At 53.4% G+C, this 24,476-nt stretch carries 24 protein-coding genes and 3 tRNA genes; 14 read left to right on the top strand and 13 right to left on the bottom strand.

What is annotated here, in order from left to right:
* Positions 1-127: 127 nt before the first annotated feature.
* Positions 128-481 carry a DUF4156 domain-containing protein gene (locus ACO7SM_RS19625; protein WP_490468892.1) on the top strand — a complete coding sequence of 118 codons (354 nt, stop codon included), beginning with the start codon at positions 128-130 and terminating at the stop codon, positions 479-481.
* A gap of 46 nt (positions 482-527) precedes the next feature.
* Here ACO7SM_RS19625 and yjeJ read toward each other — a convergent pair whose 3' ends face one another.
* Positions 528-1,385, bottom strand: a complete 858-nt coding sequence (gene yjeJ, locus ACO7SM_RS19620) for a YjeJ family protein (RefSeq protein ID WP_490468891.1) — start codon at positions 1,383-1,385, stop codon at positions 528-530.
* A 136-nt stretch (positions 1,386-1,521) separates the two neighbouring features.
* A complete protein-coding gene (epmB, locus tag ACO7SM_RS19615; RefSeq protein WP_490468890.1) occupies positions 1,522-2,550 on the bottom strand; it encodes an EF-P beta-lysylation protein EpmB in 1,029 nt (342 codons plus the stop codon).
* Positions 2,551-2,590: 40 nt separating this feature from the next.
* Between epmB and efp the strand changes: the two genes are divergently transcribed.
* The 3 genes from efp (at position 2,591) to ecnB (ending at position 3,603) form a co-directional block, all read left to right on the top strand.
* Positions 2,591-3,157 (top strand): elongation factor P, encoded by a 567-nt coding sequence (efp, locus tag ACO7SM_RS19610; protein WP_203359193.1) that lies wholly within the window; start codon positions 2,591-2,593, stop codon positions 3,155-3,157.
* A gap of 60 nt (positions 3,158-3,217) precedes the next feature.
* Entirely contained in the window at positions 3,218-3,352 is a 135-nt protein-coding gene (gene ecnA, locus ACO7SM_RS19605) for a lipoprotein antitoxin entericidin A (RefSeq protein WP_192610801.1), read from the top strand.
* A 104-nt stretch (positions 3,353-3,456) separates the two neighbouring features.
* Positions 3,457-3,603, top strand: a complete 147-nt coding sequence (gene ecnB / locus ACO7SM_RS19600; protein ID WP_192610802.1) for a lipoprotein toxin entericidin B — start codon at positions 3,457-3,459, stop codon at positions 3,601-3,603.
* Between the two features lie 41 nt (positions 3,604-3,644).
* On the opposite strand, the gene ACO7SM_RS19595 is transcribed toward ecnB, so the two are convergent.
* Complete coding sequence (locus ACO7SM_RS19595) at positions 3,645-4,238, bottom strand: LuxR C-terminal-related transcriptional regulator (protein ID WP_490468889.1); 594 nt, start codon at positions 4,236-4,238, stop codon at positions 3,645-3,647.
* A 255-nt stretch (positions 4,239-4,493) separates the two neighbouring features.
* Between ACO7SM_RS19595 and sugE the strand changes: the two genes are divergently transcribed.
* The gene (gene sugE / locus ACO7SM_RS19590) at positions 4,494-4,811 is read left to right on the top strand and encodes a quaternary ammonium compound efflux SMR transporter SugE (RefSeq protein WP_490468888.1); all 318 of its coding nucleotides are present in this window, start codon (positions 4,494-4,496) and stop codon (positions 4,809-4,811) included.
* On the opposite strand, the gene ACO7SM_RS19585 is transcribed toward sugE, so the two are convergent.
* The 6 genes from ACO7SM_RS19585 to frdA form a co-directional block, all read right to left on the bottom strand.
* The gene (locus tag ACO7SM_RS19585; protein ID WP_490468887.1) at positions 4,808-5,338 is read right to left on the bottom strand and encodes a lipocalin family protein; all 531 of its coding nucleotides are present in this window, start codon (positions 5,336-5,338) and stop codon (positions 4,808-4,810) included. The genes sugE and ACO7SM_RS19585 overlap by 4 nt on opposite strands.
* Positions 5,339-5,404: 66 nt before the next feature.
* Positions 5,405-6,550 carry a CMY2/MIR/ACT/EC family class C beta-lactamase gene (ampC, locus tag ACO7SM_RS19580; RefSeq protein ID WP_490468886.1) on the bottom strand — a complete coding sequence of 382 codons (1,146 nt, stop codon included), beginning with the start codon at positions 6,548-6,550 and terminating at the stop codon, positions 5,405-5,407.
* 144 nt (positions 6,551-6,694) lie between these two features.
* Positions 6,695-7,054, bottom strand: coding sequence for a fumarate reductase subunit FrdD (gene frdD / locus ACO7SM_RS19575; RefSeq protein ID WP_490468885.1), 360 nt, complete (start codon positions 7,052-7,054; stop codon positions 6,695-6,697).
* 10 nt (positions 7,055-7,064) lie between these two features.
* Entirely contained in the window at positions 7,065-7,460 is a 396-nt protein-coding gene (gene frdC, locus ACO7SM_RS19570) for a fumarate reductase subunit FrdC (protein WP_203359187.1), read from the bottom strand.
* 10 nt (positions 7,461-7,470) lie between these two features.
* Entirely contained in the window at positions 7,471-8,205 is a 735-nt protein-coding gene (gene frdB, locus ACO7SM_RS19565) for a fumarate reductase iron-sulfur protein (RefSeq protein WP_203359186.1), read from the bottom strand.
* Positions 8,198-9,988, bottom strand: coding sequence for a fumarate reductase (quinol) flavoprotein subunit (gene frdA, locus ACO7SM_RS19560; protein ID WP_490468884.1), 1,791 nt, complete (start codon positions 9,986-9,988; stop codon positions 8,198-8,200). The genes frdB and frdA overlap by 8 nt, the downstream gene beginning before the upstream one ends.
* Before the next feature lie 322 nt (positions 9,989-10,310).
* Here frdA and epmA point away from each other — a divergent pair, with 322 nt between their 5' ends.
* Positions 10,311-11,288 carry an elongation factor P--(R)-beta-lysine ligase gene (gene epmA, locus ACO7SM_RS19555; protein ID WP_490468883.1) on the top strand — a complete coding sequence of 326 codons (978 nt, stop codon included), beginning with the start codon at positions 10,311-10,313 and terminating at the stop codon, positions 11,286-11,288.
* 206 nt (positions 11,289-11,494) lie between these two features.
* The gene (gene yjeM, locus ACO7SM_RS19550) at positions 11,495-12,997 is read left to right on the top strand and encodes a glutamate/gamma-aminobutyrate family transporter YjeM (protein WP_490468882.1); all 1,503 of its coding nucleotides are present in this window, start codon (positions 11,495-11,497) and stop codon (positions 12,995-12,997) included.
* Between the two features lie 45 nt (positions 12,998-13,042).
* Here yjeM and mscM read toward each other — a convergent pair whose 3' ends face one another.
* The 3 genes from mscM to rsgA form a co-directional block, all read right to left on the bottom strand.
* A complete protein-coding gene (gene mscM / locus ACO7SM_RS19545; protein WP_490468881.1) occupies positions 13,043-16,369 on the bottom strand; it encodes a miniconductance mechanosensitive channel MscM in 3,327 nt (1,108 codons plus the stop codon).
* 18 nt (positions 16,370-16,387) lie between these two features.
* Entirely contained in the window at positions 16,388-17,356 is a 969-nt protein-coding gene (asd, locus tag ACO7SM_RS19540; protein ID WP_490468880.1) for an archaetidylserine decarboxylase, read from the bottom strand.
* Between the two features lie 95 nt (positions 17,357-17,451).
* Entirely contained in the window at positions 17,452-18,504 is a 1,053-nt protein-coding gene (gene rsgA / locus ACO7SM_RS19535) for a small ribosomal subunit biogenesis GTPase RsgA (RefSeq protein WP_490468879.1), read from the bottom strand.
* Positions 18,505-18,610: 106 nt separating this feature from the next.
* On the opposite strand from rsgA, the gene orn reads away from it, so the two are divergent.
* The 4 genes from orn (at position 18,611) to ACO7SM_RS19515 (ending at position 19,725) form a co-directional block, all read left to right on the top strand.
* Positions 18,611-19,156: an oligoribonuclease gene (gene orn, locus ACO7SM_RS19530; protein ID WP_490468878.1), complete on the top strand. Its 546-nt coding sequence runs from the start codon at positions 18,611-18,613 to the stop codon at positions 19,154-19,156.
* A 260-nt stretch (positions 19,157-19,416) separates the two neighbouring features.
* Positions 19,417-19,492: transfer RNA gene (locus ACO7SM_RS19525), tRNA-Gly, on the top strand.
* A 46-nt stretch (positions 19,493-19,538) separates the two neighbouring features.
* Positions 19,539-19,614: transfer RNA gene (locus ACO7SM_RS19520), tRNA-Gly, on the top strand.
* 35 nt (positions 19,615-19,649) lie between these two features.
* Positions 19,650-19,725 (top strand) — tRNA-Gly (locus ACO7SM_RS19515).
* A 269-nt stretch (positions 19,726-19,994) separates the two neighbouring features.
* Here the strand turns inward: ACO7SM_RS19515 and queG are convergent.
* The gene (gene queG / locus ACO7SM_RS19510) at positions 19,995-21,134 is read right to left on the bottom strand and encodes a tRNA epoxyqueuosine(34) reductase QueG (RefSeq protein ID WP_490468877.1); all 1,140 of its coding nucleotides are present in this window, start codon (positions 21,132-21,134) and stop codon (positions 19,995-19,997) included.
* Here queG and nnr point away from each other — a divergent pair.
* The 3 genes from nnr to amiB are packed head-to-tail and all read left to right on the top strand — an operon-like array spanning position 21,133 to position 24,467.
* A complete protein-coding gene (nnr, locus tag ACO7SM_RS19505; protein ID WP_490468876.1) occupies positions 21,133-22,680 on the top strand; it encodes a bifunctional ADP-dependent NAD(P)H-hydrate dehydratase/NAD(P)H-hydrate epimerase in 1,548 nt (515 codons plus the stop codon). The genes queG and nnr overlap by 2 nt on opposite strands.
* On the top strand, positions 22,652-23,113 hold the full coding sequence (gene tsaE / locus ACO7SM_RS19500; RefSeq protein ID WP_490468875.1) for a tRNA (adenosine(37)-N6)-threonylcarbamoyltransferase complex ATPase subunit type 1 TsaE: 462 nt from the start codon (positions 22,652-22,654) through the stop codon (positions 23,111-23,113). The genes nnr and tsaE overlap by 29 nt, the downstream gene beginning before the upstream one ends.
* A gap of 16 nt (positions 23,114-23,129) precedes the next feature.
* Positions 23,130-24,467 (top strand): N-acetylmuramoyl-L-alanine amidase AmiB, encoded by a 1,338-nt coding sequence (amiB, locus tag ACO7SM_RS19495; RefSeq protein ID WP_490468874.1) that lies wholly within the window; start codon positions 23,130-23,132, stop codon positions 24,465-24,467.
* The last annotated feature ends 9 nt before the right edge of the window (positions 24,468-24,476 follow it).

The raw sequence follows: 24,476 nt of genomic DNA, 5'->3' as shown, positions 1-24,476 counted from the left end.
GCTATACCCCATAGCATCAAGAAACCCCTGGGCAGAAATGCCCGGGGGTTTTTCTTTTCGTCATGTTTTTAGTATAAGATTCTCACACGGACGATCTACGTCCAGCTCATTGATTACGGGGAATAACATGCACGTGAAATATTTAGCAGGGATCGTCGGTGCCACGCTACTGATGGCGGGTTGTAGCTCCAGCAACGAACTGAGCGCCGCCGGTCAAAGCGTACGCTTCGTAGAAGACAAGCCAGGTGCTGAGTGCCAGTTGGTTGGCACGGCGACCGGTAAGCAAAGTAACTGGCTGTCTGGTCAGCATGGCGAAGAGGGCGGCTCAATGCGAGGCGCCGCAAACGACCTGCGTAATCAGGCGGCAGCAATGGGTGGCAACGTGATTTATGGCGTGAGCAGCCCATCTCAGGGCATGTTATCCAGCTTTGTTCCGACCGCCAGTGAAATGAACGGTCAGGTTTATAAGTGCCCGAACTGATTTATTCAGTGTTGAAAGCGCCCTCCGGAAACCTGAGGGCGTTTTGTTATTCTGCCGTTGTGGCCAATGTTGTCTGATAAAGCTGATGCAGTGCTTTCAGGCAACGCTCTCGTGGAAAGTGACCCGCACCGGATGCGATGGTCGCCACGGTAATACGACAAGGTTTTCCTTCCAGCTTTTTCAGCCGTGGGCTGAACGCCAGTAAGCGCCGGGCCATTGCCGCGGTCTCTTTCATTTCCCCCCGAATTCGGGATTTCACGATGGTGCCGCAGGCGCAATCTTGTCCATTGCTGTCGGTATAGTGGTAAACCAGCGCCAGATAATGCGTAAACAGCGTTATTTTCCACGCCGGATGGGGATAGTTGTCATACACCATCTCACCGTTGTTTTTAATATCGGCATCGTACATGGGCAGAAAATCCAGTAGTGAGGAGATCCTTAGCGATAGCTTATGCATGCCGGCGTTATTAATGGCGTGAGAAATGGCGCGGATGATGAGCGCAAGCTGCGCGTCTTCAAGCTGGAGGATCAGTGAATGGCCGCCCTGCAGTGAAAACGCCAACTGAAATCCTCCGGCGTGACCGGCGCGGGGCTCCAGTTTCTCGACCCGCAGGCGGATATCGGCTTCCAGTAGCTGTTTTTGGGTCAGTGGCGGAATATGGTTGAGCATTGCCTGCGTGGCGGCATCCTGGCTTTTTTTGAACGCCGCTTTCTCTTTGGCATTGCGCTGGTTTTGCAAAGACAGACGATGCTCAAAGCAGAGATACAGATCGCGCAGTTGTAGCGCTGGAATAAAAATCAGCGAGGTGTCGTTCTGCTCATGCTTGAGGTTAAGCGCCAGCGCCTGGAACTGATTGCCGTTTCGAATGACGCCAGTGTTAATGCCGGTGAGTGTTAAGGCCATGATGGTTCTCTCTGGATAGGTTTGTTCTGTCCGAAATAATCGGGGGCTAAAATAACACCCGGCTTTGTTTCGTGAGAGTCGGTATCCGGACTTGAAACCTGCGCGAAGCGCTTCGCGCAGGGTCAAAAGAGAGGGACTATCGCTGCCTTAACTGCAAATCTAACGGCGTTTTACTCGGTTCACCGCCAATTTCTCGTGCCAGTTTCGGCACCATATAGCCGGAAACCAGCGTCAGCAATTCACGCATAATGGCGCGGGCTTCGTCGTCGCTGACCAGAAAATGGGCCGCGCCCTGAACCTTATCCAGAACGTGCAGATAGTAGGGCATCACACCTGCATCAAACAAAGCGTTGCTGAGATTCGCCAGCGTTTGCGCGTTATCGTTGATATCGCGCAGCAGCACGCTCTGATTCAGCAGCGTGACGCCTGCCATTTTTAGCTTACGCATCGCCTGGCGGAAATCGTCGCCAATCTCCTGCGCATGGTTTATATGGTTGACCAGCAAAATTTGCAGGGTGGATTGTGCAAAACGGGCGACGAGGTCTTCTGTGATCCGCGCAGGGATCACAATAGGCAAACGGCTATGAATACGCAGACGTTTAATGTGCGGTATCGCTTCCAGTTGCGTGAGCAGCCAGTCCAGTTCGTGGTCTTTGGCCATCAGCGGATCGCCGCCGGAGAAGATGATTTCATCCAGCTCCGAATGCGCAGCGATGTAATCCAGAGCCACCTGCCAGTTTCGTTTATTGCCCTGGTTTTCCGCATACGGGAAGTGGCGGCGAAAACAGTAGCGACAGTTTACCGCACAGCCGCCTTTTACCAGCAATAGCGCCCGGTTGCGGTATTTGTGCAGCAATCCGGGCACAACGCTGTGCTGTTCTTCCAGCGGATCGGTTGAGAAACCCGGCGCTGCGACAAATTCGTCACGCGAGGTGAGTACCTGGCGTAAAAGCGGATCATCAGGATTGCCTTTTTCCATCCGCGCCACAAAAGCACGGGGAACCCGCAAGGCAAAAAGACGTTTTGCCTCGCGACCTGCAAGCAAGTTTTCATCAGCGTCTACATTTAAAAGACGCAACAGTTCATCCGGATCGGTTATAACATCTGCAAGTTGCACTAACCAATCTTCTCTGGATGGGGTGTTTAGGGTTACAATATGCGCCATTTTGTGGCTAAGCTACCAATTAACAAATTCAGAGGGCCTTATGGCGACTTACTATAGCAACGATTTTCGTGCCGGTCTTAAAATCATGATGGACGGCGAACCTTATGCAGTTGAAGCCAGTGAATTCGTAAAACCGGGCAAAGGCCAGGCTTTTGCGCGCGTTAAGCTGCGTCGTCTGCTGACCGGTACTCGCGTAGAGAAAACCTTCAAATCCACCGACTCTGCAGAAGGCGCAGACGTTGTAGATATGAACCTGACTTACCTGTACAACGACGGTGAGTTCTACCATTTCATGAATAACTCCACTTTCGAACAGCTGGCTGCTGACGAGAAAGCGGTAGGTGACAGCGCTAAGTGGCTGCTGGATCAGGCTGAGTGCATCGTGACTCTGTGGAACGGCCAGCCTATCTCCGTGACCCCGCCGAACTTTGTTGAACTGGAAATCATTGAAACTGACCCAGGCCTGAAAGGCGATACCGCAGGTACTGGCGGCAAACCGGCAACGCTGTCTACTGGCGCAGTGGTTAAAGTTCCGCTGTTCGTTCAGATCGGCGAAGTGATCAAAGTGGATACCCGTTCTGGTGAATACGTATCCCGCGTGAAGTAATACGCCTTACTTGATCTCATGGTGCAGCGTTTGCTGCGCCATACATTTTCCAGGGCAGGAATGATGAAACGTCTTCTCAGTCTTGTAACACTCGTCTTACTGACCGCAACCCTGTTGACGGGGTGTAATACCGCACGTGGCTTTGGCGAAGATATCAAACATCTCGGCAATTCCATCTCCCACGCTGCCAGCTAGTCTTTTCGCATCGTCTTAAAAACTGTCTGTTTCCCGCCAAGTTACGGGATGTTGTCTATGATTAAGTAGCAATACGTACAACATTGGCTAAAAAGGAAGACGCTATGGTTAAGAAGACAATTGCAGCAATCTTTTCTGTTCTGGTACTTTCCTCTGTATTAACCGCCTGTAATACGACGCGCGGCGTTGGTCAGGATATTTCCGAGGGTGGCCAGGCTATCTCGGGCGCTGCGGCAAAAGCTCAGGATTAATCATGAACGGTACGACCGCTGTGCGTGTCGTGCCGTTAATCTTACCGTTCTGGCAATGATAAAAACGGCGAATAGCGATTATCCATGTGCAGTTTCATGCGAATATTGCGTTTGTAGGTATAAACCGTTTTGCCATGAATCCCGAGCGCACTGGCAATCGCGTTATTTCCCGCGCCTTCCATCCACATCGTCAGCACTTTCTCTTCCTGTGGCGTCAGCAGTGATGTCGCCGTTTTGGGCGTGTCTAAAAGCGGTCTCACGCGTAACGCCGCGTGAATCGTTTTTGAGAGCGCATACAGCGTGGCTGTTTTTGATAACACAGTATGGACAGAATATCGTGAGCTGAACGCCGAAGCACGGTATTCGCCGCCTGATTGCAGCAAGATCAGCGGAGCCATCCCACAGGCCATAAAGAAGGGCGCAATGGGCTGAAATGGCTGAGAATCGTTAAGAAAACTATATAAATCAGCGATGATCAAATGAGGTTTCCACTGCAGAATATGTTCTTTTGCCAGCAAAAGATTATTTAACCCGGACACCAGGAACGAACCATTAAACACACCAGAATGATTAAGCCAGGCCTCTATTCCCGTACGGGTAAAGTGGCATCGGTCAATCACTAATATTTTCAACATAACATTATCGCATTCAGAAGTAAGGCCAATGGCTTCCTGACTTCAGAAAGCGTTTCATCATAGAGACGTCCGATGAGTACTAAATGGCGGAACTGCGTTGCTTATTGCACCCAATTCAGGCTTTTAAGTTATCTGAAATAAAAAGATTGAAATTCACTTTTTGTCGGGCAAAAATACCCTTTCATTCATCGGCTTGTGGGACGACCTGCAAACGTATCTTTCACCGGGGACGGCCCCATCTCTCTGGAGCCTAAAATGTCCTGGATCGTTTTATTCATTGCTGGCCTGCTCGAAGTTGTCTGGGCGATTGGCCTTAAATATACCCACGGATTTACCCGCCTGACGCCGAGTGTGATTACCATCGTTGCTATGGTTGTCAGTATTGCGATGCTCTCCTGGGCAATGAAAACCCTGCCAGTGGGGACGGCGTATGCTGTCTGGACCGGTATCGGCGCCGTTGGTGCGGCTATCACCGGGATTATCTTACTGGGCGAGTCTGCCAGCCCGATGCGTCTGGCAAGCCTGACGCTGATCGTTGCGGGTATTATCGGGCTGAAGCTCAGCGCTCATTAATGGGGTTGTTTCACCCAGATTAACTTACTGACATCAAACCCTTCCCGGATCGCGATGGCGAGTATTTGCTGCTTCATGTCGTCAGAAATGGTCGGCGTGCGCGAGAGTATCCACAAATAGTCGCGATCCGGGCCGCACACCAGCGCGTGGTGATATTCTCTGTCTAGCGCGATGACGTTGTAGCCACCATAGAACGGGCCAAAGAACGAGACTTTCAGCGCGGCCCGACTGGGATCGCCAGTAAACCAGGCCTTTCCTTGCGTTTTTTGCCACATATCTCGATCCGGATTGTAGCCCTTGTTGGTCACATTAAGACCGCCGTCATCGCGCAGGCTGTACGTGGCGGTGACGTTTTCCAGCCCTCTTTCGAAGCGATGATCAAAGCGAGCAATTTCATACCAGGTGCCGAGGTAGCGTTTCACATCAAAGTTATTGACGACGGTAACGCCCTTCGGCGGCGTGGGTGAGCTGCAAGCAACCACTAAAAACGCGGCTGTCACCGCGGTGATAACAGGCAGAATGCGCATGGGGGTTTCCTTGCTGGTTTTCTGTTAAGTGTAGATGACAGCAAGGAAAAGGTAGGCGGCAACAGGTTACTGCAGTGATTCCAGAATCTGGTAGGCGGCCGCAACACGTGCAGGATTTGGATAGCTTTTATTCGCCAGTATCACGATACCGAGGTTTTTCTCTGGAATAAAAGCAACGTAACTGCCAAACCCGCCGGTAGATCCCGTCTTGTGTACCCAGGAGGCTTTGACCGCAGGCGCGGGCGGGTTAATTTCCACGGCTGTCATCGCCGCCAGCGCGATCTTATTATCGCTACCCTTGATCACCGTTTCGCCCTGTACCGGCCAGTTCAGCATTTCCCAGCCTAACCCCTGATACATCTCGCCAATACGCCAATAGCGCGACTGGGCTAACGCCACGCCTTGCTGCAGCGTTTTGTCCTGAATGTGGGAGGCGTCCATGTTGGCCAGCACCCAGCTTGCCATATCTTCAATGCTGGATTTCACACCATACGCTTCTGCATCCAGCGGGCCGGGTGAAACATGGACAGGCTTACCCTCGCGATAACCCCAGGCATACTCTTTCTGTGCTGACGTGGGGACGGTAATCCAGGTGTGTTCGAGTTTTAGCGGTTTGAAGACGCGCGTAGTCATCGCCTCTTCGTAATTCATTCCAGAAGGTTTAACCGCCAACGCGCCAAACAAGCCGATGCTGGCATTGGCATACAGACGCTTGCTGCCCGGCGTCCACTCCGGCTGCCAGGTTTGATAGTAGTGAAGCAGCGAGGCTTCATCCGTCACGCTATCCGGCACCTGAAGCGGTAAGCCCCCTGCGGTATAGGTCGCCAGATGTAGCAAGCTGATGCCCTGCCACTGCTTAGTGTTCAACGCTGGCCAGTATTTTGTTGCCGGATCGCTGAGTTTGATTTCACCGCGAGCGACAGCATCGCCCGCCAGCACGCCGGTGAAGGTTTTACTCACGGAGCCGAGTTCAAACAGGGTTTGTGGGGTGACGGGCCGGTTTTTGGCGATGTCGGCATTACCCCAGGTAAAGTATCTTGGCGTGCCCTGGTAAATCACCGCAACCGCCATGCCCGGAATCGCCTGCTCTTTCATTAAGGGTGCAATGGTGCGGTTTACAACATCAGCGATCTGTTGCTCAGTGTGCGGCGTGGCAAGCGCTGAACCAGAGGCAGTAAGGAGTAACATACTGCAGAGGATTTTGTTCATCATGGCGTATTTCCGTAACAGAGAACCCGAGGGATGTCCGGGGCAGATTGCGGCAGTAGATTACACTATTTGCGATGATGGCAGGGAAAAGAGGCGGTAGAAATAAAACGGCCCGCCAGTGGCGGGCCGGAATAACGATGGTACTAATCAGAGCGAGACGATAGCAATCAGCGTCACAACGGTCAGAATAGCAGCCAGACCGTAGAACACCCACTTGCCAGCCGGCACGTGGATTTTCAGGTCATGCATTGCGTGGTGCATACGGTGTAAACCACACCACAGCGGCAGAACGATCATCAGGAACATGAACGCGCGGCCAATAAAGCTTTGCGCAAAGGCCAGAACACGTTCAAAGCTCAGAGCATCGCCCGGAAAAAGTCCCAGTGGCAGCATAATGCCGACCAACAGAACCATGACCGGCGCAATGATCGCGCCCCACATACCACCTGCACCAAACAGTCCCCAGAATACGGGTTCGTCAGAGCGTTTTGGATTTGGATTAATCATCCCGGACTCCTTACCAGTACAGGGCAACATACAGAATAACTACAGTCGCAACTGCAGTAACCGCCCAGAGACCTTTGATGATCGGCTCTGGCCCCATTTTTTCGTCTTTTACGATGATATTGGCAGCTTTTGGCGCCAGCTCAAACCAGGTCTTGGTATGCAGCAAGGCTGCAGCCAGGGCGATCAGGTTGAGGATCACCACCACTGGGTTTTGCAGAAAACCAACGAATCCCATCCAGGATTCTGCGCCGTGTTTGAGGGCAAACAGGCCGAAAATCAGTTCAATGCTGAACCAGACTGCCGGCACCGCTGTGCCTTCGCGCAGCATGTAAAAGCGATAAAACGGCAGCTTTTTCCACCAGGTGGACGTCATTGGCCGCACATAGGCTTTGCGTTTAGTCGTCATGTTGCACTCCTTAGCGTGGTTTCAGGGTAGCGATAAGAAAGTCTTTCGAACTTTCTACTTTACCCTGCTGGATGGCCGCAGCCGGATCGACGTGTTTCGGACATACTTCGGAGCAGTAGCCCACGAAAGTACAAGACCAAACGCCGTTCGGGCTATTCAACTGAGCCATACGCTCTTTCTTACCGTGGTCACGGCTATCTTCGTTGTAACGATGCGCCAGCGTAATCGCTGCCGGGCCGATGAACTCAGGGTTCAGGCCGAACTGCGGGCACGCGGCGTAACACAGACCACAGTTGATGCAACCGGAGAACTGGTGATACTTCGCCATTTGCGCCGGAGTCTGGGTATTTGGACCCTGATCCGGTGTGCGCGGGTTACCGATGATGTACGGTTTGATGGCTTCCAGGCTTTCGATAAAGTGCGTCATGTCGACGACCAGATCGCGCTCAATCGGGAAGTTGCCCAGCGCTTCAACCTTCATGCCGTTGGTGTATTCACGCAGGAAGGTTTTGCACGCCAGTTTTGGTACGTTGTTGACCATCATGCCGCAAGAACCACAGATAGCCATACGGCAAGACCAGCGGTAGCTCAGGTCTGGTGCCAGGTTATCTTTGATGTAGCCCAGCGCATCCAGCAGCGACGTTGTTTCATCATAAGGTACATCATAGAAAGCACTGTGCGGCGCGGTATCCACTTCCGGGTTATAGCGCACCACCTCAACTTTCAGATTTTTCATCTCAGCCATTCGCCTTCTCCTTCTTATCGGCTGCTTCCGCTTCGCCACCATATACACGTTTTGCTGGCGGCAGAGTGGTGATTTTCACGTCGCTGTAGTCCAGGCGTGTGGTGCCATCAGCATCGCGGAAGGCGAGGGTGTGTTTGAGGAAGTTGACGTCGTCACGCTCGGTGCAACCTTCATCCAGACGCTGATGCGCGCCGCGCGATTCTTTACGCGCCAGCGCGGAGTGCGCCATACATTCAGCAACATTCAGACCGTGGCCCAGTTCGATGGTGTACAGCAGGTCGGTATTGAAGACGCTGGAGGTGTCGGTAATACGCACGCGCTTGAAGCGTTCCTGCAGTTCAGCCAGCTTATCAACCGTTTTCTGCATGAGTTCTGGCGTACGGTAGATACCGCAACCTTCTTCCATGGACAGACCCATTTCATCACGGATCTTCGACCAGTTTTCGGTGCCTTCCTGATTCACCAGATTTTTCAGACGCTGTTCAACGCCTGCAACCTGCGCATCAAGCGCGGCGCTGTTGGCAGCACCTGCCGTAGAAGCACGTTCCATCGCTTGCTCACCCGCCAGACGGCCAAAGACCACCAGTTCTGCCAGGGAGTTAGAGCCCAGACGGTTGGCGCCATGCAGACCCACAGAGGAACATTCGCCAACGGCAAACAGACCTTTGATGCGGCTTTCGCAGTTTTGATCGGTTTCGATACCGCCCATGGTGTAGTGCGCGGTCGGACGAACCGGGATCGGCTCTTTAACTGGATCAACGCCGACATAGGCTTTTGCCAGTTCGCAGATGAACGGTAAACGTTCGAGCAGTTTTTTCTCGCCGAGGTGACGCAGATCGAGGTGAACCACATCGCCACGCGGAGTGGAGATGGTGTTGCCTTTACGCCATTCGTGCCAGAACGCCTGAGAAACTTTGTCGCGCGGACCCAGTTCCATGTATTTGTTCTTCGGCTCACCCAGCGGGGTTTCCGGGCCCATGCCGTAGTCTTGCAGATAACGGTAACCGTTTTTGTTAACCAGAATACCGCCTTCACCACGGCAGCCTTCGGTCATCAGGATACCAGAGCCTGGCAGACCGGTCGGGTGATACTGAACGAACTCCATATCACGCAGCGGAACGCCGTGGCTCAGCGCCATGCCCATACCGTCACCGGTTACGATGCCGCCGTTGGTGTTGTAACGGTATACGCGGCCAGCGCCGCCCGTTGCCATCACCACCGCGTTAGCACGGATTTGCATCAGCGTGCCTTCCATCATGTTCATCGCTACCAGACCACGGGCATGACCGTCGTCTACCAGGATGTCCAGAACGAAGTGTTCGTCAAAACGCTGAATTTGCGGGAACTGCAGGGAAGTCTGGAACAGAGTGTGGAGCATATGGAAGCCGGTCTTATCCGCGGCGAACCAGGTACGCTCAATTTTCATCCCGCCGAAGCGACGTACGTTGACGCTTCCGTCTTCACGACGGCTCCACGGGCAACCCCATTGCTCCAGTTGCGTCATTTCAGTTGGGCAGTGGTGAACAAAGTAGTCCACGACATCCTGCTCACACAGCCAGTCTCCGCCCGCTACCGTATCGTGAAAATGGTAGTCAAAGCTGTCATGATCCTGCGCGACAGCAGCAGAGCCACCTTCGGCAGCAACGGTATGGCTGCGCATTGGGTACACTTTTGAGATCAGTGCGATTTTAGCGTTGGGATTTGCTTGTGCGGCAGCAATTGCAGCACGTAATCCCGCGCCACCGGCGCCTATAATGGCAAGATCGGCTTGAAAGGTTTGCACGACATTCCTCCAGATTGTTGTTATTTCGCCCACCACGCAGTCAGTTTAGTCTCTGAGGTATGCGGATGGCGAATGCGATTCCACTGCTCCTTTATAGGTACAGTAGTATAGTCGCAGGTATAGAAGGGAAATTTGACGTGTTCGATTTTTTTAGCGTATCAATGGCGCTAATTATCATTGATTTTGATTAATTTAATTACTAAAGCATCTATCTCCAGTTTTTTAACCCTCGATTCAACATAAGTCGCTCCCGCACAAAATTTGTCTCCCTGACAGGTTACGAGTAGACTTCGTGCCCTTGTCATATATCGGAGAAAGAACCATGAGCGAAACGGCCACCTGGCAGCCGAGCGCGTCCATCCCCAATCTGTTAAAACGTGCGGCAATTATGACGGAAATTCGTCGTTTCTTTGCCGATCGCGGAGTGCTTGAGGTTGAGACGCCTTGCATGAGTCAGGCGACGGTAACAGACATTCATTTGTTCCCGTTTGAGACGCGTTTCGTTGGACCTGGTCATTCGCAGGGGATGAACCTCTACCTGATGACCAGCCCGGAATACCACATGAAACGCCTGCTGGTGGCAGGATGTGGCCCGGTCTTTCAGCTATGCCGTAGTTTTCGTAATGAAGAGATGGGGCGTCACCATAACCCGGAATTCACCATGCTTGAGTGGTATCGTCCTCACTACGATATGTACCGCCTGATGAATGAAGTGGATGATCTGCTGCAACAGGTGCTCGATTGCCAGCCCGCAGAGAGCCTCTCTTACCAGCAGGCGTTTCAACGCCATCTCGAAATTGACCCGCTGTCAGCCGATAAAACCCAGTTACGTGAAGCCGCGGCTAAACTGGATTTAAGCAATATCGCGGATACAGAAGAAGACAGGGACACGCTGCTGCAACTGCTGTTTGTCATGGGCGTCGAGCCGCATATTGGCAAAGAGAAGCCTACGTTTGTGTACCATTTCCCGGCAAGTCAGGCATCTCTGGCGCAAATCAGCACTGAAGATCACCGCGTGGCTGAGCGCTTTGAGGTGTATTTCAAAGGTATTGAGCTGGCGAATGGTTTCCATGAGCTGACGGACGCTCGCGAACAGCAGCAACGCTTTGAACAAGACAACCGTAAGCGCGCGGCGCGCGGCCTGCCGCAGCAGCCTATCGACACGAATTTGCTCGAAGCCTTAAAAGTGGGTATGCCGGATTGCTCCGGTGTGGCGCTGGGTGTGGATCGTCTGGTGATGCTGGCATTAGGGGCTGAAAGCCTTGCCGAGGTGATTGCTTTCACCGTCGACCGCGCATAACAGCCTTTTTGCAAGGCGGCGGCTAAATCGCCGCTTTGCAGCTTCTATGTTCATTTTACCTCTAATAGCCACAATTGGGTTCTGGATATCTGCTATCGTTCCGGCCTTAATCCTGTTTTGATTTACGTATTGCTGACCTCTACAGGGGACAGCGCAAATGGGTGAGTGACGTTTGAAAAACGTTCTCCCCGGTGAGGAAGATTTTAATGCCCCAAACAATAAAAAAAATGAGCCTGATTGGCCTCATTCTGATGATATTTACGTCAGTTTTTGGTTTCGCAAATAGCCCCTCCGCTTTTTATTTAATGGGGTATAGCGCCATCCCGTGGTATATTTTTTCTGCATTATTATTCTTTATTCCCTTTGCCTTAATGATGGCAGAGATGGGTTCCGCGTATCGAAAAGAAGAGGGCGGTATTTACTCGTGGATGAATAATAGCGTTGGGCCACGCTACGCATTTATCGGCACCTTTATGTGGTTCTCCTCCTATATTATCTGGATGGTGAGCACCGCCGCCAAAATTTGGGTTCCTTTTTCGACATTCTTATTTGGCGCAGACATGACGCAGCACTGGCAGTTTGCCGGGCTTGAACCTACCCAGGTCGTTGGACTGCTCGCCGTGGGATGGATGATTCTGGTGACGGGCATTGCCGCCAGAGGGATCAATAAAATTGCACGTATTACCGCAGTAGGCGGTATTGCCGTGATGTGCCTTAATTTAGTTTTGCTGTTGGTGAGTGTCGCTATTTTGTTATTAAATGGTGGGCATTTTGCGCAAGATATTAATTTTGTTGCCTCACCGAACCCTGGATATCAGTCCGGTCTGGCAATGTTATCGTTTGTTGTTTTCGCTATTTTCGCTTACGGCGGTATTGAAGCCGTCGGCGGGCTGGTCGATAAAACTGAAAAACCGGAAAAAAACTTTGCCAAAGGAATTGTCTTTGCGGCCATTGTGATTTCAATTGGCTATTCTCTGGCGATATTTTTGTGGGGTGCCAGCACGAACTGGCAGCAGGTATTAAGTAATGGTTCTGTGAACCTCGGTAACATTACGTATATTCTGATGGAAAGCCTGGGGATGACGCTGGGCAATGCGCTACATCTCTCACCAGAGACGGCAATGACGCTGGGCGTCTGGTTTGCCCGCATTACCGGGCTTTCGATGTTTCTTGCTTATACCGGCGCTTTCTTCACATTGAGTTATTCACCGCTGAAAGCGATTATTCAGGGGACGCCAAAAGCGCTGTGGCCTGCGTCTGTCACGAAACTGAATTCGACGGGGATGCCCGCCAATGCGATGTGGGCGCAGTGTCTGCTGGTCAGCCTGTTTATTCTGCTGGTCTCTTTTGGCGGCGATACCGCGTCGGCGTTTTATAACAAACTGACGCTGATGGCCAACGTATCGATGACGCTACCGTATCTGTTCCTCGCGCTGGCATTTCCCTTCTTCAAGTTTCGCGAGGGGCTGGAGCGACCGTTTGTTATCTTCAAAACGAAGGTTTCTACACTACTGGCAACCGGGACGGTTGTGCTGGTGGTGGCGTTTGCCAATGTGTTCACCATCATTCAGCCAGTGATTGAAGCAGGGGACTGGAATAGCGCCTTATGGATGACAGGCGGTCCGGTGTTCTTCTCGTTACTGGCGATGATGATTTACCAGAACTACACGCGTCGGATGGAAAAACTGCCGCAGTGGGTGACGGAGTAATCGGGATGCCGGGCCAGCATTAGCGCCGCCCGGCATCGTTAACGCTTACAAACTCCCCGCCGGACGTCCCTTCTTACCTGCAGACGTCAGCGTTTTACCTGTCCTCGTACCGTTCAAACTTTCCAGGCGCATCTGGAACGGTGGGAATGGCATATCAATACCGTGTTCATGGAAGCCCGCCAGAATTAACTGGTGGATTTCATGGCGCAGCGGCATACGGTGCCCCATCTCTGCGGCATAGATACGCAGTTCGAAGATCTGAATCCCTTGCTGGAGATCGACCAGGAACACTTCCGGTGCCGGGTTATCGATAACCAACGAGCAACGTTGCGCCGCCGTCAGCAGAATTTGCGTGACCTCTTCGCTGTTCGCGCTGGAAGGCGCCGGAATGGTCAGCACCACACGCGTCACGGAGTCAGAGAGCGACCAGTTAATAAACTGCTCGGTGATAAACGCTTTGTTGGGCACGATGATCTCTTTACGGTCCCAGTCGCTGATGGTGGTCGCTCGAGTATTGATTTTCGTCACGCTGCCCGTCAGGTCACGAATGGTCACCGTATCGCCAATACGAATCGGCTTTTCGAACAAAATGATCAGGCCCGAGATAAAGTTGGCGAAGATTTCCTGCAAACCAAAGCCCAGACCGACACCGAGCGCCGCAACCAGCCACTGTAATTTTGACCACTCAATCCCAATCATTGAGAAACCGACCAGTCCGCCAATCAGCATCAGCAGATATTTGGTAATGGTGGTGATGGCATAACCCGTGCCCGGGGTTAAATCCAGATGCTGAAGCAGCGCCAGTTCCAGCAGCGCGGGCAAATTACGAACCAGTTGCGTGGTGATGATAAACACCAGAATCGAAATTAATACGGCGCCCAGCGTGATCGGCTCCAGGCTCTCTACACCCTGCACCGTGGACGTGACATCCCACAGCGAAATATTTTCAAGGAACCCAAAGGCGGAATGGATTTCTGACCACAACACGATGACGGATAACAGGGCGATGAGCATCAGAATCGAACGCACCAGGCGCAGCGACTGGGCGCTGATGGTGTCGAGATCCACTTCGCTTTCATCGACCTCAACGGTTCCCTCAAGGCTGGTGGAATGCGCCTGTTCTTCTTCACCCCGCGCACGCTGCGCTAGCATTTCAGCGCGGCGGTGTTTGGCGCGATCAAAGGCTAACCGGCGGCGCTGAATCAGCATCCAGCGGCGGATGACGTGATAAATCACCAGCAGCAAGAACCAGATGGCGACCGAGGTTTCCAGTCGCGCCAGCAGCGCCTGCGCGGTCGCCAGATAGCCCACGACGGCAGCAAAAATCGCGACCAGCGGCGCGCCCATCAGCAGGTTCCACAGCATTCTGTTGACCATGTTTTCGCCGCTGCCCTCTTTATCGAGATACAGCGGGATACCGGCACGTTTCAGGCTGAGGGTCACTATCGCCAGCGCTCCGCAAATGAGCATGAAGCAGAGACGTCCCAACGAGGCGGAGAACTCCCGGTCATTGAGATTATCAAACATAATCAATGCCATAATAAGCGGCACGATGAATCCGATACTCATCAGGTAATAGCGCATCGCGCGCGCCACGCGGTGACGTGGCCAGCCAAAGTGCGCCACAAACAACCCGTTTGGACGCGCGAAGGCGGCGCAAATCATCACCACCCACAACAGGGGAACGGTCGCGGTGACGCCATCGCCTATCGCAACGGCCAGCGGGTAAGGCCACGCTTCCCGCAGCCCAAACCCTAATGTGGCCCACAGCACCGGAAGCGGCGAGGCGACCAGTATTGACCAGAACACGGTGCGCAGTGTTAGCCAGAAGTGATCCTGGGTGACTTTTCCAACGCGGGCGGATGAACGCTCCAGGAAACGGGTGAAATGCTTACGCGAGTAAAGACTAAAGCCCACCAGAATCAGTGCGCCAAACAGTGGCAGCAGCGTCTCTTTACTGGTCAGCATCATGATGCTGGCCTTGCCAAGTTGGTTAAAGGTATCCAGTGAAATCAGCCGACGCAGATCCTGAACGAGCTCTATCGGCCAGGTGAGCGACATCGGACTTACATCGGAAGTCCAGAACAGGTAGCGGTGCGTCGCTTCGTTGACTTCTTTGAGCGCATCTTCCAGTTGGCTGTTGGAGACTTTCAGCTTGGTCAGCTCAAGGATCAGCGTATCTCCGCCCTGTAGCAGGGAATTCAACAGCTCGCGCTGGGTGCGAAGCTGCGCATCCAGAATCCGGTTTTGTTCGGCGGTGAGCGGCTTGCCGTCAGCCTGATGGATCTGGCGCAGTTGAGGCTGCTTATTAAGCAGGTCTTCGTAGCGCATACGGTGCACACGTAGCTGCGCCATTTCTGTATCTAACTGCTGCGGTTTGGGCATTTCCGGCAGGCGTGAAACCTGAGCACGTAGCGCTTCGCCAAGCATATTGGAAACGCCCAGCCATTGTGCCTGTTCCCGCAGTGTATTGAGCGCCTGGCGTACCTGCAGGGTTTGGCTGGTGGCCTGACGCTGCTGTGAGGCCACCAGATCCATGCGCTGCGCTTGCTGGTTGAGCGCTTGCGACAATTCCCGGTTTACTTTGAACTGTTCGACGATACCCGTGGGCAGACCATCACTGTTTTCCGCCAGCAGTTCGGTACTCTCCAGCGCGCGCTCGGCTTCACGTTGGCGCTGGCTGTTTAATTGATTGCGTAAGGCTTGCAGATAAGCGTCAAGTTGTTGGCTCTGCTTTTCCGCCAGTTCTGAGCGCATACGCGCCAGTTCCTGACGATTGTTTGCTGAAAGCTGCGCCAGTTCGAGTTCATCCACCTGGGCTTTGAGTTTGGCGGATTCGGCCTGCATACCAAAAATTTGCGCCTGATTCAGCGGGGTATTGCCGCTAACGGTGCCGAGTCGTCGTTCAATATCATTCAACTGGCGGCGGGCATCGGTTTGTTGCTGCGGAAGTTGACTCAGTGAGTCGGCAATTTCCCGGGCGCGTTCCTGCTCCTGCTGGGCCTGGCGGCTTTTATCCAGCAATTGACTACTGACCTGGAGGATCTCCTGATTCAGCGCCTCGGTGGACATCCCCGGTGGGACGTCGCGTGGTTCGTCGCGCAGGTTATTAAGCTGGGCGCGTAATGTCGCAGACAGCTTCGGGAAATTGTCGATAACTTGCTGGTATTGCTGGGCGCGCTCGAGGGAGCCTTTACGTTCCTCAAGCGCGTTCAGGGCAGACTGGAGTGCCTCAACGGCCTCTGGCTGGGCGGGTTTCGCCGCTTTTGCCTGCTCCAGTTCCTGGGTGATTTGTTTGGCGTCGGGGGCCGTCGCGGCGTACGCCCCCTGGCTGAGGCACCAGGCCATCAGAAAAGTGATAATCAGGCGCACGTCAGTCTACCCTTGTCGTTAGCTTTGTTCTGTCTTGTCGTCAACCGGCGGGTTGGCGTCGTGTTCTTCGGCGATCTCCGCTTGTGCAACCGGCGCAGTTGCCGCGTCTGACGAGGTGAAAATCTCGGTAGAGGTGGCCAGTGGTTGACCAATTTTGGTCGCGGACAGACTTTGCAGTTGCTCGACCAGATTCACTTTACCTGGCGCAAACAAGTTGATGACGGTGGAACCCAGCTTAAAGCGGCCCATTTCCTGGCCTTTCAACAGCGCAACGGAACCTTCGCTTTCGCCCGCAGGCCATGTCCAGCGTTTGATGACGCCTTCACGTGGCGGCGTGATGGTTCCGGCCCACACGGTTTCAATGCTACCGACGATGGTTGCGCCGACCAGGATCTGCGCCATCGGACCAAATTCGGTATCAAACAGACAAATGACTCGCTCGTTACGGGCAAACAGGTTTGGGACGTTTTGCGCGGTCAGATGGTTGACGGAGAACAGATCGCCCGGCACGTAAATCATTTCACGCAGAATACCGTTACACGGCATGTGTACGCGGTGATAGTCACGCGGGGAGAGGTAAGTGGTGACAAACGAACCGTTACGGAACAGGTCTGCCATCAGATAGTTGCCAGCCAGCAGCGCCTCGAGGCTGTAGTTATGTCCTTTGGCTTGCAGAATTTTGTCTTCTTCGATACGACCTAACTGGCTGATTACGCCGTCAGCCGGCATTACCAGAATATTCGGGTCAGTATCTACCGGGCGCACATCGTCACGCAGTGGACGTACAAAGAAGTCGTTAAACGTGCGATAGCTGGCGGTGTCCGGCTTCTGTGCTTCATTCATGTCGACCTTGTAGCACTTCACGAACAGGTCGATAACCAATTTGGTCAGCCATCCCGCCCGTTTGCTTGCGCCCCAACCCGCCAGGCGAGTGAGCCATAGTTTCGGCAGAATGTACTGTAGCGAAAGTTTAAATGAGTTTAACAAGGTAGCCTCCAGGCCATTGTTTTGTCGTTCCTGATCCGGCATATGAGCCGGATCCTGAAAAAGGGGGACGATTCTAGCGACGCTTAGCTTAGTTGTCAGTTATCCGAATCAGAAAAGTTTTTACGCGTTTTTACCTGCGCCATGCTTTCGAGGATACGGTGATAATTTTCGAAGCGGGTCTCGGCGATCGTCCCTTTCTCTACGGCTTCACGGATAGCACAGCCTGGATCCGCATCATGTTTGCAGTCGCGGTATTTGCAATGCCCTAAATAGTCATGAAATTCGACAAAGCCGTGCGTGATTTGTTCCGGCTCAAGATGCCATAACCCAAACTCACGCACGCCGGGGGAATCGATGACATCGCCACCGTGCGGGAAGTGGTACAGGCGAGACGCGGTGGTCGTGTGCTGACCAAGACCGGAGTTGTCGGAGACATCGTTGGTCAGGATCTCTTTTTGCAGGCCGAGCAGGTTATTGAGCAGACTGGATTTCCCTACGCCTGACTGACCGGCAAAAATGCTAATACGATCGGTCAATGCCTCTTCAAGCGGTTCCAGCCCATTTTTCGTATGGCTTGATACCATCAATACGCGATAGCCAATGTTGCGATAGATATCCATCTGTTCGTTAACGAAGGCCATGCCTTCATCGTCCAGCAGATCGATCTTGTTGAGTACGATAATCGGTTCAACCTCTAACGTTTCGCAAGCCACCAGATACCGGTCGATAATATTGAGCGACAGCTCCGGCAAAATGGCGGAGACAATGACGATTTGGTCGATGTTGGCGGCAATCGGTTTTACGCCGTCATAAAAGTCAGGGCGCGTCAGCACCGAGGTACGTTCATGCACTGCTTCGACAATGCCTTTAACGTTTACGCCTTCCGCCGCCGCTTTTCCTGGACGCCAGACCACGCGATCGCCGGTGACCAGCGAACGGATGGTTCGACGAATATTGCAACGGTGTACTTCACCGTTGGCGGATTCGACGTCGGCATGCATACCAAAGCGGCTGATGACAATACCTTCAGCGGTTTCACCAAACAGATTGTCATCGTAATCGGCCTTCTCCGTGGACGTTTTAAGACGACGCTGGTGATTGGCGTTCACGCGGCGCTGTTGGCCTTTGGAGAGTTTATTTTTACTCAATCGTACTGGCTCCTGGTCGCCCATTGTGGGCAAAACATCTATGATACACGCTATTTTAGATGAATATAGTCACACTGAACGTGACCTCTGAAGGGTGGAAAATAGCATGAGTGCCAATGAAAACAACCTCATTTGGATAGATCTTGAAATGACGGGGCTGGATCCCGAGCGCGATCGCATCATTGAGATCGCGACACTGGTGACCGATGCCAACCTGAACATCCTGGCAGAAGGGCCGACGATTGCAGTGCATCAGTCCGACGAACAACTGGCGCTGATGGATGACTGGAACGTGCGTACCCATACCGGAAGTGGTCTGGTGGATCGTGTGAAGGCAAGTACCGTGGGCGACCGTGAAGCGGAACTGGCGACGATTGAATTTTTGAAAGCGTGGGTGCCCGCCGGAAAATCGCCTATTTGCGGTAACAGTATCGGACAAGATCGTCGCTTCCTGTTTAAATACATGCCGGAACTGGAGGCGTACTTCCACTACCGCTATCTGGATGTGAGTACGTTAAAAGAGCTGGCGCGTCGCTGGAAGCCGGAAATTCTCGATGGTTTTACCAAGCAGGGCACACACCAGGCGATGGATGATATCCGTGAGTCGGTGGCGGAACTGGCGTACTACCGCGAGCATTTTATTAAGCTGTAATTGTGTGGGCCGGATAACGCAGATATCCGGCCAACGAACTTGCGCTATGGCTTTTTTGCCGCTAAATTGTGCGCTTTGGCGAATAATTCGGCACTTGAACGAAAAAATAAAAAAATCGCTTTTAGGGGGGTTGCAGCTGGAAGGATTTCTCGTATAATGCGCCTCCCGTAACGACGCAGAAATGCGAATTACGACAGCAACAAATTTAATCGAAGAGTTTCGAGTTGCAGCAAGACGGCAGCTAGGAAAACGAAGATTTTGCGGGAATAGCTCAGTTGGTAGAGCACGACCTTGCCAAGGTCGGGGTCGCGAGTTCGAGTCTCGTTTCCCGCTCCAAAATTTGAAAGTATCGCAAGATACGCGCAGCATCAGCTTCACCTAAGCGGGAATAGCTCAGTTGGTAGAGCACGACCTTGCCAAGGTCGGGGTCGCGAGTTCGAGTCTCGTTTCCCGCTCCAAAATTTGAAAGTATCGCAAGATACGCACCACCCAAGCGGGAATAGCTCAGTTGGTAGAGCACGACCTTGCCAAGGTCGGGGTCGCGAGTTCGAGTCTCGTTTCCCGCTCCAAATTCTTACCTCAATAAAATTATCCACAACGCGTTATCACGTTGGGGACGATTTCTTTTGCTTCTGACATACTCTTGTAAACAGACTTATCCACAGGACAGGGCATTATTCCTGGAATGCGAAAAACTTCGCCGGGTGAATAGTAACTTTGCAATTTGTTGAAAATATTGGATTAATTATCATTTTGAATTGCTAGTGCGATCACTTGACGATTTTTTCCCTCTTGAATCACAATGCATTTTTATTTTTATACACAAGCTGTGGATGATTCAGGCGTCGCGTGGCAGACCTTTTTCAACCACTCTGATCAGTCGTTGTTTCTTCGGTAATTGCACCTCTACCACACACGCGTTGCGCCTCTCAATTTGCCGGGCGACCGCCCATTCTATGTGCTCATCAAGAAGTGGGTGCTCACCTCGGCGACTTTCCAGCGCCTGAATCACCGCGTCATCCCACGGCGCATTTCCGAGTGCGACAGCAATATTTCGCAGCCAGCGTAAGTGACCAATGCGCCGGATTGCAGAACCCTCTGTGACTTTCAGAAATTTGGCTTCGTTCCAGGTGAACAGTTCAATCAGTTCCGGGGCGTGTAGCGGTTTACGCGGACTGAAATCATCCTCGACGGTCAGTTGCGAGTAGCGATTCCACGGGCAAATAAGCTGACAGTCATCACAACCATAGATTCGGTTGCCTATCAGTGGGCGAAGTTCTTCAGGGATCGCACCTTCCAGTTCGATGGTGAGATACGAGATACAGCGGCGGGCATCGACGGTGTAAGGTTCTACAATCGCACCGGTCGGACAGATAGTCATGCAGGCCACACATTTTCCACATCCCTCTTCCTGAGGGGCGTCGATGGGCAGAGGCAAATCGATCAGTAGCTCGCCAAGGAAAAAGAATGAACCTGCCTCGCGATTAAGTGTAAGTGAGTGCTTACCTGTCCAGCCGAGACCGGCTTTTTCAGCCAACGGGCGTTCAAGAATGGGCGCAGAGTCGACAAACGGTCTAAAATTCAGCGAAACACAATGTTGCTGAATCATCTCCCCCAGCTTTTTGAGGCGGTTACGTAAGAGTTTGTGGTAATCGCGGCCCAAAGCATAACGGCTGACGTAGCCCAACCGGGGATTTTTCAGCGTGCTGGCGAAGGCGGCGTTAGCGGGCAGATAGTTCATGCGTACGCTGATCACGCGCAGAGTACCGGGCAATAATTCGTGTGGCCTGGCGCGCATCATGCCGTGGCGGGCCATCCAGTCCATCTCGCCGTGGTATTGTTTGTCCAGCCATGCCTGCAGTTTGGGTTCGGCTTCGCTAAGGTCGGTATCGGTAATACCAACCTGCTGAAAGCCCAGTTCCAGCCCCCACTGTTTGATATTGTGCGCTAACTGATTGAGATCGAGGGGCTCTGACATGACGGACCATACAATGAAGAAATACCCCACAAGTATACCACACTCCATTTGGCCCGCCGATGACATCAAGAGCGTGGAGCGCGAAGCGGCAGACGCTTTCGGATTGACGCTGTACGAACTGATGCTGCGTGCGGGCGAGGCGGCGTTTCTGGTTACCCGCAGTGCGTACCCGGAGGCCCGCCACTGGCTGGTGCTCTGCGGGCACGGCAATAACGGCGGTGATGGCTATGTACTGGCAAGGCTTGCGAAAGCCGCAGGCATGACTGTCACGCTGTTGGCACAAGAAAGCGATAAACCGCTCCCCGAAGAGGCTGCGCAGGCTCGCGAGTCCTGGCTAAATGCGGGTGGCGTTACCCATGCGCCAGATATCGTCTGGCCTGTGGGAATTGACGTCATTATTGATGCGCTGTCAGGTACTGGCCTTAAGCAGGCCCCGCGCCAGTCTCTTGCCGCACTGATTGAACATGCCAATGCGCATCCCGCTCCCGTGGTGGCGGTGGATATACCTTCTGGCCTGCTGGCGCAGACAGGCGCGACGCCTGGCGCGGTGATTAACGCCGCACATACGGTCACGTTTATTGCGCTGAAGCCCGGCTTGCTGACGGGAAAAGCGCGGGATGTCACCGGGCATTTGCATTTTGATGCGCTGGGTCTGGAGAACTGGCTGTCGAGGCAGGAAAGGCAAATCCAACGCCTTGATGCTTCGCAACTCAGGTGCTGGTTGACGCCGCGTCGCCCGACGTCGCACAAAGGCGATCACGGTCGGCTGGTGATTATTGGCGGGGATTATGGTACTGCCGGGGCGATTCGTCTGGCGGGCGAGGCGGCGCTACGAACCGGCGCCGGGTTAGTCCGGGTGCTGACGCGCGGTGAAAACATCGCGCCGCTGCTGACGGCCCGGCCAGAGTTGATGGTTCATGAACTGACCCCGCAATCTCTTGAGGAAAGCCTGGCATGGGCAGATGTGGTGGTGATTGGCCCAGGGCTTGGACAACAGGCGTGGGGTAAACAGGCGTTGCAGAAAGTTGAGAATTTTCGCAAACCAATGCTCTGGGATGCGGATGCGCTCAACCTGCTGGCAATCAATCCCGATAAACGTCACAATCGCGTGATCACTCCGCATCCGGGGGAAGCTGCCCGGCTGCTGGGCTGTTCTATTGCAGAAATAGAAAGTGATCGCTTACTTTCAGCACGCCGTCTGGTAAAACGGTACGGTGGTGTTGTGGTGCTAAAAGGCGCGGGAACGGTTGTTGACGCAGAGTCAGCGGTGCCAGCGATTATTGATGCCGGTAATGCGGGAATGGCCAGCGGCGGTATGGGCGATGTGCTCTCCGGGATGATTGGCGCATTGCTCGGACAGAAGCTTACCCCGTATGATGCAGCGTGTGCGGGATGTGTTGCCCACGGCGCGGCAGCGGATGTGCTTGCTGCGCGTTTCGGCACTCGCGGCATGCTGGCGTCCGATCTCTTTTCCACGCTCCAGCGTATTGTTAACCCTGATGTGATTGACGTAAACCATGATGAATCGAGTAATTCCGCTACCTGATGAACAGGCGACATTAGACCTGGGACTGCGGGTCGCTAAAGCCTGTACGGGTGCGACTGTTATCTATTTGTACGGTGATTTAGGCGCGGGTAAAACCACCTTTAGCCGTGGGTTCCTGCAGGCGTTAGGCCATAAAGGCAACGTGAAAAGTCCAACCTACACGCTGGTGGAACCTTATTCACTCGATAACCTAATGGTATATCACTTTGATTTATACCGTCTTGCGGACCCTGAGGAGCTGGAATTTATGGGGATCCGTGATTATTTTGCCAATGATGCCATCTGCCTGGTGGAATGGCCGCAACAAGGTAAAGGTGTACTGCCTGACCCGGATGTCGAAATACACATAGATTACCAGGCGCAAGGTCGTGAGGCGCGCATTAGCGCGGTCTCCTCATCAGGTAATTTGTTGCTGGCGCGTTTAGCCGGTTAACCTTAAGGGTGGCGGGATGATTTTTCGCATCAGAAATTGGTGGGTGGCTACGCTGGTCTTGCTGTGCGCGCAGGTCGGGGCTGCCAGCCTCTCCGATATTCAAGTTTCCAACGGTGAACAACAGGCGCGGATTACGCTGAGTTTTATCGGCGATCCGGATTATACCTTTTCGCAGGACAGTAAACGTACCGTTGCGCTGGATATCAAACAGAGCGGTGTGATTCAGGGATTACCCCTGCTGTTTAGCGGCAATAACCTGGTGAAGGCGATCCGTTCGGGAACGCCGAAGGATGCGCAGTCACTGCGACTGGTTGTGGATTTAACCGAAAACGGGAAAACCGACGCCGTGAAGCGGCAAAACGGCGGTAATTATACCGTCGTCTTTACGATTAACGCCGATGCCCCGCCTCCACCTCCGCCACCCCCGCCGCCGGTGGTGGTAAAACGCGTTGAGACGCCGGAGATTGCGCCACGCCCGAGTGAGCCTGCACGTAACCCGTTTAAATCCAGTAACGATCGCACGACGGCGGTGGTGAGCAGTAACACGCAAACGCGTCCTGCGACGCGCGCTCCGGTGAGTAATGGCGACAAAGTCGTCATTGCCATTGATGCCGGTCACGGTGGGCAAGACCCAGGGGCTATTGGCCCCGGCGGTGTCCGTGAGAAGAATGTCACAATCGCCGTCGCCCGCAAACTGCGTACGCTGCTCAACGATGATCCGATGTTCAAAGGTGTCTTGACGCGTGACGGAGACTACTTCATCTCGGTGATGGGGCGTTCGGACGTCGCGCGTAAGCAAAATGCCAATTTCCTGGTGTCTATCCATGCGGATGCCGCGCCAAATCGCGATGCGACAGGGGCGTCGGTGTGGGTATTGTCAAACCGACGCGCCAACACAGAAATGGCGGGCTGGCTGGAGCAGCATGAAAAGCAGTCCGAACTGTTAGGCGGTGCGGGCGATGTACTGGCAAACAGCCAGTCCGATCCTTACCTGAGTCAGGCGGTGCTGGATTTGCAATTCGGTCATTCACAACGCGTAGGGTATGATGTGGCGACCAATATGATCAGTCAGTTACAGCGTATTGGTTCGATGCATAAACGTCGTCCTGAACACGCCAGCCTCGGCGTATTGCGCTCACCAGATATTCCCTCGGTGCTGGTTGAGACTGGTTTTATCAGCAACCATAGCGAAGAGCGTTTGCTGGCAAGCGATGATTATCAGCAGCAACTGGCTGATGCCATCTATAAGGGGCTGCGTAACTACTTCCTGGCGCATCCGGTGCAATCCGGGCCGCAGGGAACGCCTGCGCAAACGGCCAGCGCGACTGCGCCGGGCGAGACGCTAACAAACTAAGGAATAGTC

This window comes from Citrobacter sp. LJND-P06 (genome assembly GCF_058188415.1).
Note: the sequence above shows the minus strand (reverse complement) of the source record. Positions and strands in the feature narration are given on the sequence as shown.

What these genes read in the sequence shown, in the direction of transcription:
- ACO7SM_RS19625 (WP_490468892.1), top strand. Translation starts at nt 128, where the DNA reads ATGCACGTGAAATATTTAGCAGGGATCGTCGGTGCCACGCTACTGATG.
- yjeJ (WP_490468891.1), bottom strand. Translation starts at nt 1,385, where the DNA reads ATGGCCTTAACACTCACCGGCATTAACACTGGCGTCATTCGAAACGGC.
- epmB (WP_490468890.1), bottom strand. Translation starts at nt 2,550, where the DNA reads ATGGCGCATATTGTAACCCTAAACACCCCATCCAGAGAAGATTGGTTA.
- efp (WP_203359193.1), top strand. Translation starts at nt 2,591, where the DNA reads ATGGCGACTTACTATAGCAACGATTTTCGTGCCGGTCTTAAAATCATG.
- ecnA (WP_192610801.1), top strand. Translation starts at nt 3,218, where the DNA reads ATGATGAAACGTCTTCTCAGTCTTGTAACACTCGTCTTACTGACCGCA.
- ecnB (WP_192610802.1), top strand. Translation starts at nt 3,457, where the DNA reads ATGGTTAAGAAGACAATTGCAGCAATCTTTTCTGTTCTGGTACTTTCC.
- ACO7SM_RS19595 (WP_490468889.1), bottom strand. Translation starts at nt 4,238, where the DNA reads ATGTTGAAAATATTAGTGATTGACCGATGCCACTTTACCCGTACGGGA.
- sugE (WP_490468888.1), top strand. Translation starts at nt 4,494, where the DNA reads ATGTCCTGGATCGTTTTATTCATTGCTGGCCTGCTCGAAGTTGTCTGG.
- ACO7SM_RS19585 (WP_490468887.1), bottom strand. Translation starts at nt 5,338, where the DNA reads ATGCGCATTCTGCCTGTTATCACCGCGGTGACAGCCGCGTTTTTAGTG.
- ampC (WP_490468886.1), bottom strand. Translation starts at nt 6,550, where the DNA reads ATGATGAACAAAATCCTCTGCAGTATGTTACTCCTTACTGCCTCTGGT.
- frdD (WP_490468885.1), bottom strand. Translation starts at nt 7,054, where the DNA reads ATGATTAATCCAAATCCAAAACGCTCTGACGAACCCGTATTCTGGGGA.
- frdC (WP_203359187.1), bottom strand. Translation starts at nt 7,460, where the DNA reads ATGACGACTAAACGCAAAGCCTATGTGCGGCCAATGACGTCCACCTGG.
- frdB (WP_203359186.1), bottom strand. Translation starts at nt 8,205, where the DNA reads ATGGCTGAGATGAAAAATCTGAAAGTTGAGGTGGTGCGCTATAACCCG.
- epmA (WP_490468883.1), top strand. Translation starts at nt 10,311, where the DNA reads ATGAGCGAAACGGCCACCTGGCAGCCGAGCGCGTCCATCCCCAATCTG.
- yjeM (WP_490468882.1), top strand. Translation starts at nt 11,495, where the DNA reads ATGCCCCAAACAATAAAAAAAATGAGCCTGATTGGCCTCATTCTGATG.
- orn (WP_490468878.1), top strand. Translation starts at nt 18,611, where the DNA reads ATGAGTGCCAATGAAAACAACCTCATTTGGATAGATCTTGAAATGACG.
- nnr (WP_490468876.1), top strand. Translation starts at nt 21,133, where the DNA reads ATGACGGACCATACAATGAAGAAATACCCCACAAGTATACCACACTCC.
- queG (WP_490468877.1), bottom strand. Translation starts at nt 21,134, where the DNA reads ATGTCAGAGCCCCTCGATCTCAATCAGTTAGCGCACAATATCAAACAG.
- tsaE (WP_490468875.1), top strand. Translation starts at nt 22,652, where the DNA reads ATGATGAATCGAGTAATTCCGCTACCTGATGAACAGGCGACATTAGAC.
- amiB (WP_490468874.1), top strand. Translation starts at nt 23,130, where the DNA reads ATGATTTTTCGCATCAGAAATTGGTGGGTGGCTACGCTGGTCTTGCTG.